The sequence below is a fragment of the Desulfacinum infernum DSM 9756 genome, from assembly GCF_900129305.1.
Lineage (GTDB): Bacteria > Desulfobacterota > Syntrophobacteria > Syntrophobacterales > DSM-9756 > Desulfacinum > Desulfacinum infernum.
This window is the reverse complement of record NZ_FQVB01000016.1, coordinates 59381-77065: the sequence shown is the minus strand read 5'-3', so window position 1 is coordinate 77065 and position 17685 is coordinate 59381. Positions and strand designations below refer to the sequence as shown.

Below are 17685 nucleotides of genomic sequence, written 5' to 3'. Positions count from 1 at the left end.
CTCCATGCTGGTTTATGCCAAACTGGTTCTCACGGCTTTTTTCTGGGGGGGGACCTTCATCGCCGGCCGACTGGCCGCCGGGGAAATTCCACCTTTCACGGCAGCTTTTATAAGGTTTGTATTCGCCACGTTTTTCCTGCTCATTTTCCTCAAACGATCCACCGATCGCCTTTCCGTGCCGCGGGGGACGGACTGGTTTCTGTTGACTCTTCTTGGCCTTACGGGGGTTTTCGCCTATAATGCTTTCTTCTTCTCCGGGTTGAAGCACGTGCCCGCGGGGCGCGCGTCCCTCATCATCGCCTGCAATCCCGCCATGATTGCCCTCTTTTCCGCGCTCATCCTCAAGGAAAGACTTGGGACCATCAAGCTCTCGGGAGTGCTGGTATCTGTGGCCGGCGCATTGGTCATCATCAGCCGGGGAGACCCTGCCTCTCTCCTGAGAGGGGGCGTGAATGTCGGCGACTTGCTGATTTTCGGGTGCGTTGGCAGTTGGGTCACCTATTCCATCGCCGGCAAACGCGCGGTTGCCCGGCTGGGACCCCTGGCCGCCGTCACCTATTCCTGTATCCTGGGGACTCTTTTTCTGAGCGTGCCCGCCCATCTGGAAGGCGTGTGGCACAATCTCCCCCAGCACTCCTGGGGGGCGTGGACCTGTCTTTTCTATTTGGGTTTTTTCGGCACTGCCCTGGGGTTCCAGTGGTACTACGAAGGCATTCGTGCCATCGGTCCATCGCGTGCGGGTGTTTTCATCAACCTGGTTCCGGTCAGTGCCATGAGCCTTTCCTATGTTCTTCTGGATGAGAAATTGTCGCCCTCCCTGCTCGCCGGAGCCATCCTGGTCTTGGCTGGCGTTTACCTGACCAACCGCCCCCATCCCGCTTGATTGGACAAAAATCGCACCTCCCCCCCTTTTCTTTTGCCTCTCGATGCGACAAAAATGGAAGGATGAAAAGGAGGATGCCCGCTGTGGATGCTTTCCCGAGCCCGCCCCCCCCCAAGGTTCTGGTAGTAGATGACGATCCCTTCGTGTTGGATCTGTTCCGAGAGATCCTTCTTGCCGAGGGAATGGAACCCCTGACGGCCGGAACCCCCCGCGAAGCCGTGCGCCTGTCTGAACAGGAGAACTTCCTGCTGGCCTTCGTGGACATCGAACTGCCGGAGATGAGTGGGTTGGATCTGGCCCGAACGCTGAAAGAGCACGACCCGCACCGGGACGTTGTCATCATGACCGGGTACGGCACGGTGGAGAACGCGGTCCAGGCCATCAAGGTGGGCGTGGCCGATTTCATCCGCAAGCCCTTCAGCCTGGAGGACGTCCTCATCTGCCTCAGCCGCCATCACGAAAGGCGGGCGTTCCGGGAGCGCATACGCCGGGCGGAGCAACGCTATTCTGACCTCGTGCAGAATGTCCCTCTCATGATTTTTTCGCTTCGACGGGACTTCGGACTCGATTTCGTCAACCAGGCCTGCAGGACCCTGTTGGGCTTCGAACCCGACGAAGTCTGCGGCCGTCCGGGATGGCTGCTGGAGAGAATCTTTGAAGACGACCGGGCCCGCCTGGAGTCTTATTTCAAGCAGGGTTTTTCAGGCTCTCCGGGCCCCGCCTTCGTGGAATGCCGCTTCATCCACCGGGAAGGGCACCTGATCCACTGCCTTATCAAGTCCTTTCTCCCGCTCTGGCACGGAACCCAGCGCGGTTGGCCTCATCTGGAAGGCATCGCCGTGGACATCACCGACCGGGTTCTGTTGGAAAAGGCCTTGGTCCAGAAGGAAAAACTCAAGACGTTGGGCGCCGTCGCCGCCGAAGTGGCCCACGAAATCCGAAACCCTTTGGTCGCTTTGGGAGGGTTTGCCCGCCGATTGAAAAAGACCTATCCCGACTCCGAGGAAGCCCGCATCATTTTGGACGAATGCCGTCGCCTGGAAAAGATCCTCGACCGGATCCGCAATTACCTCTCGCCGGTGGAAGTGTCGCCGGGCGTACACAGTCTGGAAGAAATCCTGCGACGGTGCAAGGATCTTCTATCGATGGAGTTCGAGCGCCGGGGCATGACGTGCACTCTGTCCGTGGACCCGAACCTCCCCCAGCTCTACGTGGATCCGGATCTGCTCATGCAGGTCTTCATCAACCTGGTTCGAAACGCTCTGCAGGCCATGAAGAAGGGAGATGAACTCCAAGTCAAGGCCTACGAAAGCGACCAGCACATTCTCATCCGATTCCGCAACCCCTGCAAATATGAACTGCCGGAAGACCAGGATGCCCTGTTCCTTCCCTTTGACGAGGGAGGCCAGAGCATCGGGCTCCCGCTCTGTTACCGCCTGGTGCGCACCATGGGCGGCTTGCTGACCTTTGAGCGGGACGATCCCCATGTGGTCTTTACCGTCTCGCTGCCCAAATACCGGGAAAAAGAGCTTGGTTCGGGCCAGGAGTCCCCAAGGGATTTTGTTCCTCAACAGCACTGACTCTCCGCCGAGACGCCGTTGAACTCGTGCCGGCCGACCTCTCCCGGTGGACGACAATTCCCAGCGCAAAACTAGAGTAGGTGGCAACACTTTTTCCGTAAAGTCACCCCCCCCTTTTCGCCGATCTTGTTCTGTGAGGCGGTACACAAAATCCTTTCCGGGCAGGCAGGACAATCCTCCGTGCCCGGAGACCACTGGGGAGGGCTCCGCAATGTTTTGGAAAAAGATGAGTGTCGGAAAAAGAATCGGATTGGGTTTTTCGGTGGTTCTATCCTTATTTGCAGCTGTCGCCTGGCTCGGTTTCAGCGGGATCCGCGGCATCGTGAATGAGGCTCACACCTGCGTAGGGGGCAAGCATTTGGACGGCCTGTTGGCGCAGCGCGAGCTGGACCATTTGAACTGGGCCAACGAGGTGAACGCACTCTTGACCGACAAGAACGTGACACGGCTGGATGTGCAGCTCGACGATCATCAGTGCGCCTTTGGAAAATGGCTCTACGGGGAAGGCCGCAAGGAGGCGATCGCGCTGGTACCGAGCCTGGCTCCCCTGCTGCGGGAGATCGAGGCGCCGCACCGGATCCTTCATGAGTCGGCCGCAGCCATCCAGGCCGCTTATGCCCCGGCGGACCCTCAATTGCCCGGCTTCCTGGCCCGTCGGGAAGTGGACCACCTGGTGTGGGCGGCCAAGATCCGCGACGTCTTTCTGGAAAACAAGGCGGGTGTGGATGTGGAGACCGATCCTACCCGATGCGCTCTGGGTCAGTGGATCTACGGCGATTCCCTGAAAGAGGTGCTGGAACGGAATCCGGACCTGGAGCCACTGGTCCGGGAACTGGAAATAGAACACCGGCGGCTGCATGAATCCGCCGCCAAGCTCCAGGAGATTTACCGGCCCGTCCACCCGGGCTTGATGGAAGAGATGCGGGCGCGCCTGGAGGATCATTACCTCTGGACCATGAAGGTTTCGGCAGCCCTTATCCAGGGAAGCACCAAGCTGGATGTGGAAAAGGATCCGAGCAAGTGCACCTTCGGCCGGTTCTTGATTTCCGATCAGGCCAAGGAGTGGATGGCGAACTTTCCCGCGTTCCGGGAGGCCATGGAGGCCGTGCACAAACCCCATCGGGAGCTTCACGCCACGGCCGAAGCCATGGAGGAAGCCCTGGCCGCGGGAGATCAGAACCGCGCCTTTGCGATCTATACCAGCCAGGCGCTTCCGGCCCTCGCGCAAATCGCCGAGTGGTTCGGGAAGGCCATGGAAGCCGAGGGCGCCTTGGTGGAAAGACATCAGCACGCGCTGAAGGTTTTCCAGCATGAAACGTTGCGGGCTCTCGCCGATACGGCGGCGGCTCTCGGCCGTATCCGATCCAAGGCCGAAGAACAGCTGAAGGGGCTGGAAGAGGCGAATCGGATCTATGCCGAACAGACCATGCCGGCGCTCCGCCAGGTTCAGAAACTGCTCCATGGGCTCCGCGACGAAACGGCCAAGAACATCCTTTCTTTCGATGCCGTCCTGGAGGCGGCCGAAAAGACCAAGCGCCATGTGGGGCTCATCAGTGCCTCGGCCATCGTAGTGGGCATCCTCCTGGCCTTCCTGTTGGCCAGGGGCATCGTCTCTTCCCTGAAACGATTCGCGTCCCAGGTGGAAGAGAGCGCATCCCAGGTGGCGGCGGCGTCCTACCAGGTGGCCACGTCGAGTCAACACCTAGCGGAAGGGGCATCGGAAGGAGCGGCGGCCATCGAGGAAACCTCCTCCTCCATGGAAGAGATGGCTTCCATGACGCGTCAGAACGCGGACAATGCCGCCCAGGCCGCGCAACTCATGCAGCAGACAACGAACGTGGCAGACGACGCGGCCCAGTCCATGGCCGATCTGACCCGGTCCATGCAGGAGATGGCCAAGGCCGGAGAAGAGACCCAAAAGATCATCAAAACCATCGACGAGATCGCCTTTCAGACCAATCTGCTGGCGTTGAACGCCGCCGTGGAGGCGGCCCGGGCGGGAGAAGCCGGGGCCGGGTTCGCCGTGGTGGCGGACGAGGTGCGCAATCTTGCCATGCGCGCCGCCCAGTCGGCCAAGGACACGGCGGCCCTGATCGAAGGGACCGTGTCACGGATTCGGAGCGGGTCCCAGCGGGTGGAGACCACGAGCGAGGCGTTCCACCGGCTGATCGGGAACGCCAAGAAGGTTGCGGAACTCATCGCTGAGATCAGCGCCGCCACCCACCAGCAGTCCCAGGGGATCGACCAGGTAAACCGAGGCATCGCCGAGTTGGACAAGGTAACTCAGGCCAATGCGGCGAACGCGGAAGAGTCGGCTTCGGCCGCGGAGGAAATGAGTGCCCAAGCGGCTCAACTCCAGTGCCTCGTGGAGGAGCTGGTGGCGCTGGTGGGCGGGAGCTCATCGAGAACGGCATCGCCCGGCGAAAAGGAGCCGGCCGAGGAACGTCTCGTCCCTGCGTCGGTCCGGCTTCCCCAAAACACGGGCGCCGGTCGACCCACGGAATCGTTGACTGGCAACGGTCGGGGCGTCGTTCGGCCCCTACTCCAAGGCCCCGGAGAACTGCCGGATGCACGATCTTTCGAAGGACTTTGATGGCGAAGGACGGGGCGCCGGGGATGTCCCCGGCGCCCGCGTTTTCAGTCATAATCGATGGAGCTGATCTGCATGAGGCGATCGAAGGAGTGGTGGGCCTCGATCTTGCGGACGGTCCCCGTCTTTCCCCGCATCACCAGGGAGTGGGTGACCGCCCCGGTCCCCGTAAAGTGCACGCCTCCCAGGAAGTCGCCTCCGGTGATTCCGGTGGCCACGAAGAAGACGTCCTCGCTCGCCACCAGATCGTCCACCGTGAGCACGCGTTGGAGATCGTAGCCCGCATCGAGCAGAGCCCGCCTTTCCCGCTCGGACTGGGGATCGAGACGTCCGAGCATCTCCCCGCCCACCACCTTGATGGCCGCCGCCGCCAACACGCCCTCCGGTGTGCCGCCCGTTCCCATCATCACATCCACCGTAGTGTCGGGAAGCACGGCCATGAGCGCCCCCGCCACGTCCCCGTCGGTATGGAGCTGGATGCGGGCCCCTGCCTCCCGGATCTCTCGAATGAGACCTTCATGCCGGGGCTTTTCCAGGACGAAGACCACCAGGTCGTCCACGTCCTTGCCGAGAGCCCTGGCGATGTTTTTCAGGTTGTCCGCGGTGGGGGCATCCAGATCCACCACGGCTCGGGCTTCCCTGGGAACGGCCAGCTTTTGCATGTAAAAGGCGGGGCCGGGATTGTACAGGGTTCCCCGGGGTGCCATGGCCACCACGGAAATGGCGTTGGGCCTTCCGTAGGCCAGAAGGCGCGTGCCTTCCACCGGGTCCACGGCCACGTCCATGCGCGGCCCCCGTCCGGTTCCAATCGCTTCGCCGTTGAAGAGCATGGGCGCTTCGTCTTTCTCGCCCTCACCGATGACCACCACCCCGTCGATGTCCACCGCGTTGAAGCTCAAACGCATGGCATCCACCGCCGCCTTGTCCCCCGCATTGCGGTCGCCGCGCCCCAGCCAGCGGGCCGACGCCAGGGCGGCGGCCTCCGTCACGCGAACCAAATCCAGACCCAGGTTCCTTTCGGGTGCCTGCGAATGCATGAGTTTCTCCCGATCGCTGAAATGAAGGACCACTGCCTGTCAAGAAAGCCCCGGACACCCCAAGATGAAACGCGCCTCCCATGAACAGGGAACCTTAGGAGCCGGGGATCATTCGCCCCACCACTCCGGGGTGATGCATGACTTCGCGTCCCCTTTTCCTGCGAAGCCATCAACCGCCGGAGTCGGCGGCACGCCCTGGTTCTTCGCTTTCCGCCGTCTCAGGTGCCTCCAGGGTCAAGGCCCCTGTGGGACACACCCCTACGCACGCCGAGCATTCCGCACACGGCCCCTCTTCGCCCTCGGACACAAAGGTGGCCACCACGGTGTTGAATCCCCGCTTGGCGAAGGTGAGCAGGCCGTGTCCCGATTCCTCCCCGCATACGTGGACGCATCGGCCGCACAGAACGCACCGGTAGGGGTAGTGAACCAACGGCCCCAGGCGCACCACGGGATCCACGTCCCTTTCGAGCCGCTCCAAGGGGGACGGCTTCAGGGAGACCTTGAGCAGCTTGGCCGTACGGATGAGTTGGCATCGGCCTTGAGTGGGACACTCCCTAGGCGTGCAGATGTGGGTGGACATGAGGAGCTTGAAGGCGGAACGCTGAAGACGGCGCACCGGCTCCGTGTCCGTGCGTACCTTCATGCCGTCCCGAACCCTTTGGGTGCAGGAAGGCACGGGCCGGTCCAGACCGTCGATTTCCACGAAGCACAGGCGGCATGAGGCGTGCGGCCGCTTGCGCGTCTTCACAAAGCAGAGGTTGGGGATGAAAATCCCGTTTTGAAGACAGGCTTCCAGAACGGTGATGCCCGCTTCCACCTGGATCGTTCTGCCGTCCACATCAAGCGCGATCATGATCTCGTCCGTTCTCCTCTGGAGCCCACGTCAGAAACCAGACAATTGTGACGAAGCTCGCAACCCCCGTTCCTTCTGAAAAGAAGGGCCCCTCGAGCCCATGGCCCCGTAGGCCCCCCCGGTCATCCGCGGCCTTCGGAAGGCTGCGGCCTTTCGATGATGGGAGCCAGGTGGGCCGGGGACACCCTCACCACGGCATCGTATTCCGGGGGGCAGGCGGTCACGCATTCCCCGCATTTGACGCACAGTTCCTGGTCGATGGCCTTCTTCCGCCCCCTGGTCGTGAAGATCGCCTCCACGGGGCAGCACCCCACGCAGGCGTCGCAGCCGCGGGCGCACTTGTCCAGGTCGATGTAAAAGGCGGTGAGGGCGCGGCACTTGAGGGCGGGACAGCGCTTTTCCCGTACGTGGGCTTCGTATTCGTCCCGGAAGTAGCGAAGGGAGGTGAGCACCGGGTTGGGCGCCGTTTTGCCCAGGCCGCAAAGCGACCCGTCCCGGATGTCCCGGGAGAGAGTGTCCAGCAGTTCCAGGTCTTCCTCCCGGCCTTCCCCCTTGGTGATCCGGTCCAGGATGAGGAGCAGATGCCGGGTGCCGATGCGGCAGAAGGTGCACTTGCCGCACGATTCGTTCTGGGTGAAATCCAGGAAATAGCGGGCCACGTCCACCATGCAGCTGTCTTCGTCCATCACCACCATGCCGCCGGAGCCCATCATGGCGCCGGCTTCCGTGAGGGAATCGAAGTCGATGGACGTGTCCAAAAAATCCCCGGAAAGGCATCCTCCGGACGGTCCTCCGATCTGCACGGCCTTGAACGCCTTCTTCTTGGGGATGCCGCCGCACACATCGAAGATCAGCGTGCGTAGCGTGGTCCCCATGGGGATCTCCACCAGACCGGCGTGCGTCACGTTGCCCACCACGGAAAAGATGGCCGTGCCCGGACTCTTTTCGGTGCCGATGGACCGGAACCAGTGGGCTCCGCGGGTCAGGATGGCAGGCACCGTGGAAAGGGTCTTCACGTTGTTGACCACCGTGGGACGGCCCCAAAGGCCGGCCTCCACGGGGTAGGGCGGGCGGTGCTGCGGCATGCCCCGCCGGCCTTCGATGGACTGGATGAGGGCCGTCTCCTCGCCGCAGACAAAGGCCCCGGAACCTTGGAAGACTCGAATATGCAGCGAGAAGTCGCTTCCCAGGATCCGTTCGCCCAGAAGGCCCGCCTTTCGGGCGTCGTCGATGGCCCGCTGGATGGTTCGCACGGCCAGCGGATATTCAGCCCGCACGTAGACGATGGCCTCTTCCGCCCCCACGGCGTAGGCACAGAGGGCCATGCCTTCCAGAAGCTGGTGCGGGTTGCTCTCCATGATGGTCCGATCCATGTACGCCCCTGGATCCCCCTCATCGGCATTGCAGATGACCACCTTGGAATCCGCCGGTGCCTCCGCCGCCAGTCTCCATTTGCGACCGGTGGGGAAACCGGCGCCGCCGCGACCGCGAAGACCGGAACGGGCCACCTCGTCCAGCACCCAGCCGGGACTCCGGCCGAGAGCCGTCGCCAAGGCTCCGTATCCGCCCAAGGCCAGGTAATCGTCCAGCGAGTGAGGGTCGATGGCGCCGCAATGCTCCATCACCACCCTTTGTTCCATGCTGAAGCGGGGAAAATCGGTGACGGCGGGAAGGAGGTCGTTGGGAACCATGGCACCCAGCACGTACTCCAAGGCCGGGTCGCCGTCCAGGAGGAAGGAATCCACCAGCATGCGGGCCTTGCCCGGGTCGATGTTGTAGTAGCACAAGGGCGGAAAGCCCGACGCGGGGTGGTGGATCACCACCAGGGGCTCCGCATAGCAGTGGCCCAGACAGCCCACGGCCACGATGCGGGCTTCCAGGCCTCGCCGCTCCAGGGCTTCCTCGAAGGCGGCCCGGGTCTCGGCTGCTCCCGCAGCCAACCCGCAGGTGGACATGACAATCCGCAGGGTGGGTACATCTTCCCGGGAAGCCTGGGCTTGTCTTTTCCTCGCCTCCTCCGCCAGCAGGGCCAACCGTTTTTCAGGATCCAGCTTGTGCATCCGCCTCTTCTCCCGCTTCCCGGGCCTTCTCCTGCTCCCGCTGGAGGTCGAACTGCAAAAAGAGGCCCTCGATCTTGCTCGGCTGCATGTGACCGATCACCTTGTCGTCCACCACGGCCACCGGCGCAAGAGCACAGCATCCCACACAGGCCACACGCTCCACGCTGTATTCTCGGTCCGGCGTGGTTTCTCCTTCCCTGATCCCCAGTTTTCTTTCAAAATTTTCCAGGATGATGTCTCCTCCGGCCACATGGCAGGCCGTTCCCAGACACACCTTGATCTGGTGACGGCCGGGTGGGTGAAACCGGAACTGGTTGTAGAAGGTGGCAACCCCCAGCACCTCGCTGGGAGAGATCTCCAGGTAGTCTGCCACCAGGCGCATGGCCTCGCGGGACAGGTACTGGTGCTCCTCCTGGATGGCCTGCAAGATGGGAATCAACTGGGCGCGGTTCTTTTCAAAGCGCGGCAGCATGGCCTCGATGCTGCGAAGCATGGTCTCTTCTTCGCTCAAGCGGGCATCATCCTTCATGAATGGGTCCCCCCCAAAGGTGCGTCCTTCGATTCTCGATTATAGCAATCCCCGTTTAGCACTCTCAGCGCCGCGAAGCAACCGCCGCCCCTTTCCTTCCATTGAGTGGCATCTTTCGTCGGCACCTGGGTGGCGAAACCCACCAGGATTGTTAAGATGGAAACCGAGAAACCCAAGGATCGTAACGGAGACCTAACGTTCATGGCCCACTTAGCTCCACCCCGCATGGATGAAAGGGTGGGCCAGGCACGGACCTTTTGTGGGAGCACCGAAAGGCGCGCTTTTTTTGTGTGATCCCTCCATCGTTAGATTGCCAACCAACCTCAACGTGGCTTGCTGCGCTCCCACACACCGGTCATTTCCATTTGCGTCCATATGCGTTCATTCGCGGTTCTGTTTCACATGAATTCTGGGACCATTGATCAGGAGAGAGAAATGCCCCAGGACTATTACACCGTCCCCTTTGAGAGGGCCGACCCCGCCCAGGTGGACAAGCTGGGAGCCAAAGGGGCGAAGCTGGTGGAGGACTTTCAAAACCTGAGGTCCGACTTTCCCGGTATGGAGGATCTCATTTCCGTTCCCGACGGTTTCATCCTTACCACCGACGCCTGGCGCGTTTACAGGAATAACGGAGATTCGCTACCGGAGGATCTCTGGAGCCAGGTGTGCCTGGAGCTGTCGGATCTGGAACGGCGGGTGGGCAGGAGATTCGGGGATGCCACCGGGGCCATGCCCCTGATCGTGGCCGTGCGGGGTGGGGCTCCCGTGTCTCTACCGGGGGCCATCAGCACCATCCTGAACGTGGGCCTCAACGATGAGATCGTCACCGCTCTGGTGGAAGCCGGTGAAGACGAGGGCTTTCTTCTCAGCACCTACCTGGAGGCGATCCGCATGTACGGGGAAGTGGTGCTGGGCATTCCCTATGCCCATTTCTTCGAGATCCTTCAGCGCTTCCACGTGGGCGACGAGGGATCCGTTCCCACCGACGAGATCTTTCCCCTGATCGACGCCTACAAGAAGGTGCTCCTGCAGGCGGAGCATCCCCGGCGAGGCGTCGGCTTCCAATCGGATCCCGTCAGGCAGTTCCGGTTCGCCATCGAAAGCGTCTTCGATTCGTGGATGGGCGAGACGGCCGTGGAGGCCCGGGTCAGTCGAAGCCCCAAGGTGCCGGACGACATGGGAACGGCAGTGATCGTCCAGGCCATGGTCTTCGGCAATCGGGATTCGGAAAACTGCCTGGGGGGCGTTCTTTTCACCCGGAATCCACGGACGGGATCGTCGCACCCCGTCATCGAATGGGCTCCTAAGGTGCAGTGCGACAAGATCGTCTCCGGAAAGCTCCGAAAGCAGCTCCTCCATACCCGGGATCTCCGGGAACGGTTCCCCGACATCTACGAGCTGCTGCTCACCGTGCGGGACCGGTTCGAGGCGCGGGCCAAGAGGCCGTTGGACATCGAATTCACGGTGGAGGACCGAAAGCTCTACATCCTCCAGCGGCGCCCGCTTCGCATGACCTTCGCCGCCACGGCCCGGGCCATGTGGGATCTGGTGGACGAAGGCAAGACGAACATTCAGCTGGCGTCGCTCATCATCAACAACGCCCTGGAGCAGCCGGAAAAGGCCCTCAAGGAGGGCTTTCGGGACTACCGGGTGCTGGCCACCGGTGAGCCCGTCACCGACACGGCGGACGTGGGCGTTCTGGTGTTCGGTACGGAAGCGGCGCTGGATCTGGCCCGCCAAGGCGAGCCGGTCATCATGCTCCGGAAACGCCCCTACGGCGAATCGGACCTGGCGGTCAACCACCCCAACGTGCGGGGAATCATCCGCTGCGACGGGAACGTCACCGGACATGAGGCCGTATCGGCCGTGGCCTACAGCAAGCCGTATCTCATCAACGTGGTGGACGTGGAGGGGCGGCCCTTGGTTCTCATCGACGAAGACCGGATCCGCCTCAACCCGGAATCATCCCTGGCACCGTTCATGGGTCGCCGGGTCTTTGTGGACGGGGAGCGGGGGATCGTGGGCGTCACCGACGCCGTGGATTTCCTGGAAGACCGAAAGGCCCGAAAGAAGCTCTACGTGGATTGGGAATACCTGCGGGACCAGTTCGAGCGGGCGGGCTACCGGGAGCTGGATTACGAGACCCTTCTGGACATCCACTACCAGATGGAACTGGAGCTGGCCCATTACCAGAGGCTGGAAGCACGGCTCAAGGCGGGAGACCGGAGCGTTTCGGAAAAGGAATTGATGCACGCCTTCGCCACCTATCTCCTCTACATTCCCGAAAGGGATCGGGAGAGAACATTGGCTCTGAAGGACGTGGCCCTGGACGAATTCGACCTGGGCCCCCCCCTGGTCTACCACGGTTCGCATCTCGGCCGTGAGGTGCTCAAGATTCTTCGCGCCCTCATGCTGTGCACCACCTGGCGTACCCACTGGATCCACGAAATCATGGTGGAAAAGGCCCGGGAGCGGGGAGAGGGCGAAAACGACGTCATCCGGGACATCTTTATCAAGAACCGCACCATGAGCGTCTTGAAGGACTTCGAAGCCGAGGGCTTCCACTTGATGCGCGTTCCGCACTACTACTACCTCATCTTCGCCAGCAACTTCGAATACGACCAGGATCTGGACAAGATCGAGATCGGCCCCGGATTCCTGAAATACTCCGAAAAGGACGTGCTGGCGCAGAATTTTCTGACCTACCTGGGCCAGGTGAACCCCAGGTTGCGGGACCGCGTCCGGATCGTCCAGGGAGAGCCTCCCCTGGGCCAGGGCCATGCACGGATTGTGAGCATCGGGCTTTCCATCCCGGAGGAGGACTTCGACCTGGTCTGCCGATACCTGCGCACCTTCCTGGATCAGAGCAAATACGGATGTCCCATGAACCTCCAAAGTGCGGTGCCGGAAGGGGAATTCGTGGACTTGTACCACCTGGACCCCGCCTTCGCCCCGTTTCCGGAGATGCGCATCATGAAGCAAAAGGCAGGGCAGGGGAGCGAGGAAGGACCATCCCAGGAAACCTATGTCATTGCCTTCGGCCGATGTTCTTACGGGGAATTCGATGGGGTGGTCTACGGTCGGGACGAGTACGAGGCGCTCCTGGCCCGGGTGAAGGACTTTGAAGCCTTTGCGGCCCGCAGAGGCCTGGACGGGGCCTTGCGCCCCTGGCAGTTCGAAGTGGATCCTTACCGCCGCCATTCGGTGATCGCCGCCGTGGGGGTGCAGGTGGACGGCACGCGCCTCCGGGACGTGCTTTCCTGCCTCAAGGATCACCTGGGTCTGGGGGCCGGGGACGGCCAGACACACGACCCGTGTCCGTCCCCGGAATCCTCACCATCGCAGTAGGGCGGTGCCCCAGGTGAATCCGGCGCCGAAGGCGGCCAGCAGCAAAAGATCTCCTTTTTCCAGGAAGCCCTGCCGGTAGGTCTCGTCCAGCAGCAGCGGGATGCTGGCCGCCGTGGTGTTTCCGTAACGCTGCATGTTGTGCAGGAACTTCTCTTCCGGAAAGCCTAGCTTTTGAGCCACCATCTGGTTGATGCGCATGTTGGCCTGGTGCGGAATGACGTACTTGATCTCTTCCGGGCGGACCCGGTTCACCTCCAGGGTACGGACGATGGATTCGCAAAGACGCGTCACGGCGTGCTTGAAGACGGTCTTTCCTTCCATGCGCGGCCAGATGGCCCCGCTGGTCACCGTTTCCGGAGTGATGTAAGGCTTCTTGGAAATATCCCAGATGTCCAGGTGCAGTGCCTTGGCGAAACGCCCGTCGGCGTGGAGCTCCGTGTAGAGCACCCCGCGCTCCGGATCATCCCCCGCCGAAAGCACCACGGCACCGGCCCCGTCTCCGAAAAGAACCGCCACGTCCCGGCCGGTATCGGAAAAGTCGAGGGCGCTGGAATGGACCTCGGAGCCCACGATGAGGATGTTCCGGTAGAGCCCCGCCCGGATCATGGCATCGGCGGTGGCCAGGGAGTAGAGGAAGCCGGTGCATTGGTTGCGCACGTCCAGGCAGCCCACGGGCGCCGCATCCAGCTTGGCCTGGAGATAACAGCCCGTTCCCGGGAAGTGATGATCGGGGCTCAGGGTGGCAAAGATGATGAAGTCGATGTCGGATGCCGTCATGCCCGCATCTTCCAGGGCCTTGCGGGTGGCTTCCAGGGCCAGGTCCGAGCAGCTCACCCCCTCTTCGGCAAACCGCCTTTCTCTGATCCCGGTGCGGGTCTGGATCCATTCGTCGCTCGTGGTCATCCTCTGAGCCAGGTCATCGTTGGTGACCACCTTCGGCGGCACGAAACTGCCGATACCGGCGATGACGCTGCGAATCATGCATTTCTCCTTTCTCAAGGGGTAAGGGTTCGACCGGGCCCGATCCGCCCGGCGGCTCGGGCTGCCTGGGATGGGATGGGAACGCCTGCGCCGCTCCGCGCGGCCGTTTCCGCCTGGTCCGCCAGACGGTTCAGGGCATCCTGGAGCCGGTTCCGGTACGATTCCAGCCCTTCCGGGGGGACGTTGCGCGGCACCCGGATGGGCTCACCGAAGGCCATAACCACGGTGGCAAAGGGCCGGGCGATGATGGTTCGGTCCCAGCTGGAAAGGCGCACGCACGGATGGGCGGCCATACAGACGGGAAACAAGGGAAGGCCCGTGGCTCGCGCCAGCCACACGATCCCGGCCTGGGCCACCTTGGCGGGCCCCTGGGAACCGTCCGCGATGAGACCGGCGTAATGACCCAGGCGGGTGAGGCGAAGCATGGCGCGAAGGGCCTGGGAACCGCCCCGGTGGCTGGACCCCCGCACGGTTTGGTAGCCCAGATGGTGAACGATGCGCGATGCCCATTCTCCGTCCTGGGAACGGCTCACCATGAGAACCCCGTCCAAGTTTCGGAAAAAGTGGACCACCGCAGGAAACATGCAATGCCAGGTGGTGAACAGGCAGGCGCCGGGCCCCGACAACGCCCTTTGGAGATGCCCCAGCCCCAGGGCGGAAAAGGAACAGCTGTGGTGAAGCAGTCTGAGCAGGCCGGCCGCCAGGATCGGCACAGGCTTCATCCACGGTTGATCCAAAGCGAAAGGTCGTCTCATGGTCACCCCATCGTTTACGCATCTCGTCCAGGGCCGCTCCTCCTACCCGAAGGGCTGCGCATCGTCAACGGGCTTGTGCCGGCTCCTGGTCAGGTATGGCGAAAATGAACCGCTTTGATCCCGAGGCCCGCAAGCCGATTTCTTGAAGCTGGCCCTGGATCCAATGCGTTCCTTACCCTTGTTCTTCCAGGAGATCCACGGCGGCACGAAGTCCCAGAAGGTAGCTGAGAACGCCAAAACCGGAAATCTGGCCCCGGGCCACGGGAGCCAGCACGGACGTTGCGCGGAAGGGCTCTCGGGCGTGGATGTTGGACATGTGCACCTCCACGACCGGCACCTTCAAAATCTCCAGCGCATCCCGAATGGCATAGTTGTAGTGGGTCCAGGCGCCGGCGTTGATCACCACGGCGTCCGTTCCGTCGTCCAGGGCCCGATGAATCCTTTCCACCAGCTCGTCTTCGCGGTTCGATTGAAAGCATTCCACCTGCACGCCCAGTTCAGCGGCGAGCGCCTGGATGCGCTCATCGATGGCCGTAAGGGTCAGATGTCCGTAGTGGCTGCTGTCCCGCCTCCCGAACATGTTCAGGTTGATTCCGTGGAGCACGAGAATCCGTTTCATGGGCTTGGGCCTCCCGTTCCCATCGTCGATGCCTTCGAATCCAAATATCACCGCAGGCTTTGTCCTTGCGCGTGCTGGAAAATCTATTTACCGTTTAGGTCCGCATGGGGCCAAGGATTTCTTAATCATGTTTTGCCTCGCCTCGCAGGATGGGGGAGGCTCATGGGAAAGAAAAGGGCCCGGGAACGCGAAGGGACGACAATGCGGCATGAACGGGCTGTGGGAGCGGCGAGATCCGCGAGACGGCTGGCTGCCTGTTCTATGGCGCCCGGTCGCTCCACTTCGCCTTGTTGAGGAGGCATTGGAGGGTGGAAGAAAGCACGATTCAGCGGATTGCTCTCATCGGATACCGCGGCACGGGGAAGAGCACGGTGGGCGACCTCCTGGCCGCGCGCCTGGGATGGGACTTCGTGGACATGGACCGCGTGCTGACGCAGCGGTTTGGAACGTCCATCGCCCATTTCGTTGCTCAAAACGGCTGGGAGGCCTTCCGGGAAGCGGAATCGGCCCTTCTGGGCCAGATCAGCCGGGAAGAGGGGTTGGTGGTGGCCACGGGAGGCGGAATCGTGGAAAAGGAAAGGAACGGAAAGATCCTCCGCGACTGCTTCCACGTAGTCTGGCTGGATTGCGACCTTCCGGTTATCCTCCAGCGCCTCGCACTGGATCCCAAGACCGCAACGCAAAGACCGTCGCTCACCGGCCGCCACGTCCAGGACGAGACCTCCCAGATCCTGGAAAGAAGGCGCCCGCTCTACCGGGTGATCGCCCATGTGGCCGTGGATTCCGGCTCCCTGTCTGCGGAAGAGATCGCCGAGGTCATCGCCCGTAACCTGGCAAAGACCGGCCGGGCCCCGCGGAGGCCAGTGGAGTTTTGACACCATTGACCAAAGGTGGTAGAGATCCGATGCCTTGCGGCAGACTTTCGTGATTCAAATCGCCACTCACAGAAAGGACGTTCCATGAGCGGTTCTAGTTCCACCCCCGGCACTTCCCCTTCGGCCTCCGGCAACCCGTGGCAACCCGTCTACGACATCATGCAGGGGGTCCATCGCGACACCGTGCTCGCCCGCTACGGCCTTCGGGATCAGGATCTGGACAAACTCATCGAGGACTACAAGACCTCGCGTCGCCAGATGGCCCTGGCGGACCACCTGATCGTGAAACGGGTGGGACGAAACGAGCCATGTCCGTGCGGCTCGGGCAAGAAATATAAGAAGTGCTGCCTTCCGCACCACGAAGAGGCCCGAAAGGCACTCCCCAAGGACGAACTTCAGCAGATGGAGGAAAGGGCCAAGCGCCGGGAGAAACTCCAAAAAGATGTGGAAAAGGGATTCAGCCATCTGCTGGAAGGATCCTACGACAAGGCACGCCACCACGCCGAGCGGCTCCTGGAGGTTTATCCGGAAGACGACCGGCTCCACGACATCCTGGTGACCGCCTGCCTGGCCACCGGCGATTACGACACCGCCTTCTACAGGGCCCGAACCCGCTGGCAGGTGGCGGTGGAGGAGAAGGATTTCTTCCAGGAAAACGGCTATCACAAGCGGGAGGGCCTGGAGCGGAAGGAGCTGGTGCACTTCTACTCTCCGGCCACCTGGCTGGAAAAGTTCTGGATCGCCCAGCGCGCCCGGGCCTACGAACAGGAATTCCCCCGAACGGGGGACGACCGCCTGGATCGCCTGGCAGGCAAGCTCAAGCTGGCCAACGACATGAAACGGTTTCCCCAACGGGATGCGGAAGGCGTGGAGACCAGGCGCCGGGCCCTGGAGCCGGTCCTGGTCGAGATCAGGCAAGCGGGCCCGGACATGATCCCCCACCTGCTGCCCCTGTGCTACACGTTTTCCTGGGCCAGCCTCTTCGTTCCGGACCTGCTGGCGTCCTTTTCCCACGAAGCGGTACCGCGGCTCCTGGCCGAGCTTTCCATGTTCCGGTTCCCCTATTTCGCCCAGATGTGCCTCAAACAGCTGGAAGCCATGGGCGAGAAGGCGGTTCCCGTCATCGCCCAAGTGCTTTCGGAAAATGCCGCGTTCGATGAACTCAAGGTGGGACTCATCATGGTTCTCGGCGCCGTTCCCACAGAGGAGAGCTTCTCCCTGCTGGCTCAGCTGACGGAGCACGAGAGCCCTTATGTGGTGAACTGGGCGGCCCAGGCCCTCGGGCGCCACAAGAATCCCCAGGCCCTTCCCTACCTGGAAAAGGCCAAGGAACGGCTGGGAGCCTTGAGCAAAATCGAAGGGGCCATCCAGGACATCCTTTCGGAAAGGGAAAAGACCGGGGCATAGTTGCTTGTTCGACCCCCCCGGAACAGCACGCCTCGAGCTCGGTCGCCTATCGAACGGGGAGTGGGAGGCTGGGGCCTGCCGGAAATGTTTGGTCCTCGTTTCCGCCGGGATGACGAGCATGTACAATGAACACACCGCGCAAGCGCCGCCTCTCTCGTAGTGCAGCCC

Annotated in this window: 13 protein-coding genes; 6 read left to right on the top strand and 7 right to left on the bottom strand. The window is 62.2% G+C overall.

From position 1 onward, the window contains the following. The first annotated feature begins 4 nt into the window (after positions 1-4). From BUB04_RS09305 to BUB04_RS09295, 3 genes are all read left to right on the top strand, one after another. Positions 5-883, top strand: a complete 879-nt coding sequence (locus tag BUB04_RS09305; RefSeq protein WP_073038720.1) for a DMT family transporter — start codon at positions 5-7, stop codon at positions 881-883. 83 nt (positions 884-966) lie between these two features. Further along, positions 967-2463: a hybrid sensor histidine kinase/response regulator gene (locus tag BUB04_RS09300; protein WP_178371951.1), complete on the top strand. Its 1497-nt coding sequence runs from the start codon at positions 967-969 to the stop codon at positions 2461-2463. Between the two features lie 211 nt (positions 2464-2674). Beyond that, positions 2675-5056: a methyl-accepting chemotaxis protein gene (locus BUB04_RS09295; RefSeq protein WP_073038718.1), complete on the top strand. Its 2382-nt coding sequence runs from the start codon at positions 2675-2677 to the stop codon at positions 5054-5056. A 44-nt stretch (positions 5057-5100) separates the two neighbouring features. Here BUB04_RS09295 and glpX read toward each other — a convergent pair whose 3' ends face one another. From glpX to nuoE, 4 genes are all read right to left on the bottom strand, one after another. Continuing rightward, complete coding sequence (gene glpX / locus BUB04_RS09290) at positions 5101-6090, bottom strand: class II fructose-bisphosphatase (protein ID WP_073038717.1); 990 nt, start codon at positions 6088-6090, stop codon at positions 5101-5103. 169 nt (positions 6091-6259) lie between these two features. Further along, positions 6260-6943: a 2Fe-2S iron-sulfur cluster-binding protein gene (locus BUB04_RS09285; RefSeq protein WP_073038716.1), complete on the bottom strand. Its 684-nt coding sequence runs from the start codon at positions 6941-6943 to the stop codon at positions 6260-6262. 122 nt (positions 6944-7065) lie between these two features. Continuing rightward, on the bottom strand, positions 7066-9003 hold the full coding sequence (locus BUB04_RS09280; RefSeq protein WP_073038715.1) for an NADH-quinone oxidoreductase subunit NuoF: 1938 nt from the start codon (positions 9001-9003) through the stop codon (positions 7066-7068). After that, the gene (gene nuoE, locus BUB04_RS09275) at positions 8984-9532 is read right to left on the bottom strand and encodes an NADH-quinone oxidoreductase subunit NuoE (protein WP_073038714.1); all 549 of its coding nucleotides are present in this window, start codon (positions 9530-9532) and stop codon (positions 8984-8986) included. The genes BUB04_RS09280 and nuoE overlap by 20 nt, the downstream gene beginning before the upstream one ends. A 435-nt stretch (positions 9533-9967) precedes the next feature. Between nuoE and BUB04_RS09270 the strand changes: the two genes are divergently transcribed. After that, positions 9968-12880, top strand: a complete 2913-nt coding sequence (locus BUB04_RS09270) for a PEP/pyruvate-binding domain-containing protein (protein ID WP_073038713.1) — start codon at positions 9968-9970, stop codon at positions 12878-12880. Here the strand turns inward: BUB04_RS09270 and BUB04_RS09265 are convergent. The 3 genes from BUB04_RS09265 to aroQ all read right to left on the bottom strand — a co-directional run bounded on the left by BUB04_RS09265 (position 12866) and on the right by aroQ (position 15235). Next, positions 12866-13861, bottom strand: a complete 996-nt coding sequence (locus BUB04_RS09265; RefSeq protein WP_073038712.1) for a beta-ketoacyl-ACP synthase III — start codon at positions 13859-13861, stop codon at positions 12866-12868. The two genes, BUB04_RS09270 and BUB04_RS09265, sit on opposite strands and share 15 nt — an antisense overlap. Positions 13862-13875: 14 nt before the next feature. Next, positions 13876-14616, bottom strand: coding sequence for a lysophospholipid acyltransferase family protein (locus BUB04_RS09260; protein WP_143156430.1), 741 nt, complete (start codon positions 14614-14616; stop codon positions 13876-13878). Positions 14617-14788: 172 nt separating this feature from the next. Continuing rightward, on the bottom strand, positions 14789-15235 hold the full coding sequence (gene aroQ, locus BUB04_RS09255; protein ID WP_073038741.1) for a type II 3-dehydroquinate dehydratase: 447 nt from the start codon (positions 15233-15235) through the stop codon (positions 14789-14791). A gap of 308 nt (positions 15236-15543) precedes the next feature. Between aroQ and BUB04_RS09250 the strand changes: the two genes are divergently transcribed. Both BUB04_RS09250 and BUB04_RS20075 read left to right on the top strand, forming a co-directional pair. Beyond that, the gene (locus BUB04_RS09250) at positions 15544-16110 is read left to right on the top strand and encodes a shikimate kinase (RefSeq protein WP_073038710.1); all 567 of its coding nucleotides are present in this window, start codon (positions 15544-15546) and stop codon (positions 16108-16110) included. A gap of 84 nt (positions 16111-16194) precedes the next feature. Next, the gene (locus BUB04_RS20075; RefSeq protein WP_084076346.1) at positions 16195-17517 is read left to right on the top strand and encodes a HEAT repeat domain-containing protein; all 1323 of its coding nucleotides are present in this window, start codon (positions 16195-16197) and stop codon (positions 17515-17517) included. Positions 17518-17685 lie beyond the last annotated feature (168 nt).

Bases quoted from the DNA above. Each gene is read 5' to 3' on its own strand.
- BUB04_RS09305 (WP_073038720.1), top strand. From the start codon at position 5: ATGCTGGTTTATGCCAAACTGGTTCTCACGGCTTTTTTCTGGGGGGGG.
- BUB04_RS09295 (WP_073038718.1), top strand. From the start codon at position 2,675: ATGTTTTGGAAAAAGATGAGTGTCGGAAAAAGAATCGGATTGGGTTTT.
- glpX (WP_073038717.1), bottom strand. From the start codon at position 6,090: ATGCATTCGCAGGCACCCGAAAGGAACCTGGGTCTGGATTTGGTTCGC.
- BUB04_RS09285 (WP_073038716.1), bottom strand. From the start codon at position 6,943: ATGATCGCGCTTGATGTGGACGGCAGAACGATCCAGGTGGAAGCGGGC.
- BUB04_RS09280 (WP_073038715.1), bottom strand. From the start codon at position 9,003: ATGCACAAGCTGGATCCTGAAAAACGGTTGGCCCTGCTGGCGGAGGAG.
- nuoE (WP_073038714.1), bottom strand. From the start codon at position 9,532: ATGAAGGATGATGCCCGCTTGAGCGAAGAAGAGACCATGCTTCGCAGC.
- BUB04_RS09270 (WP_073038713.1), top strand. From the start codon at position 9,968: ATGCCCCAGGACTATTACACCGTCCCCTTTGAGAGGGCCGACCCCGCC.
- BUB04_RS09265 (WP_073038712.1), bottom strand. From the start codon at position 13,861: ATGATTCGCAGCGTCATCGCCGGTATCGGCAGTTTCGTGCCGCCGAAG.
- BUB04_RS09260 (WP_143156430.1), bottom strand. From the start codon at position 14,616: ATGAGACGACCTTTCGCTTTGGATCAACCGTGGATGAAGCCTGTGCCG.
- aroQ (WP_073038741.1), bottom strand. From the start codon at position 15,235: ATGAAACGGATTCTCGTGCTCCACGGAATCAACCTGAACATGTTCGGG.
- BUB04_RS20075 (WP_084076346.1), top strand. From the start codon at position 16,195: ATGAGCGGTTCTAGTTCCACCCCCGGCACTTCCCCTTCGGCCTCCGGC.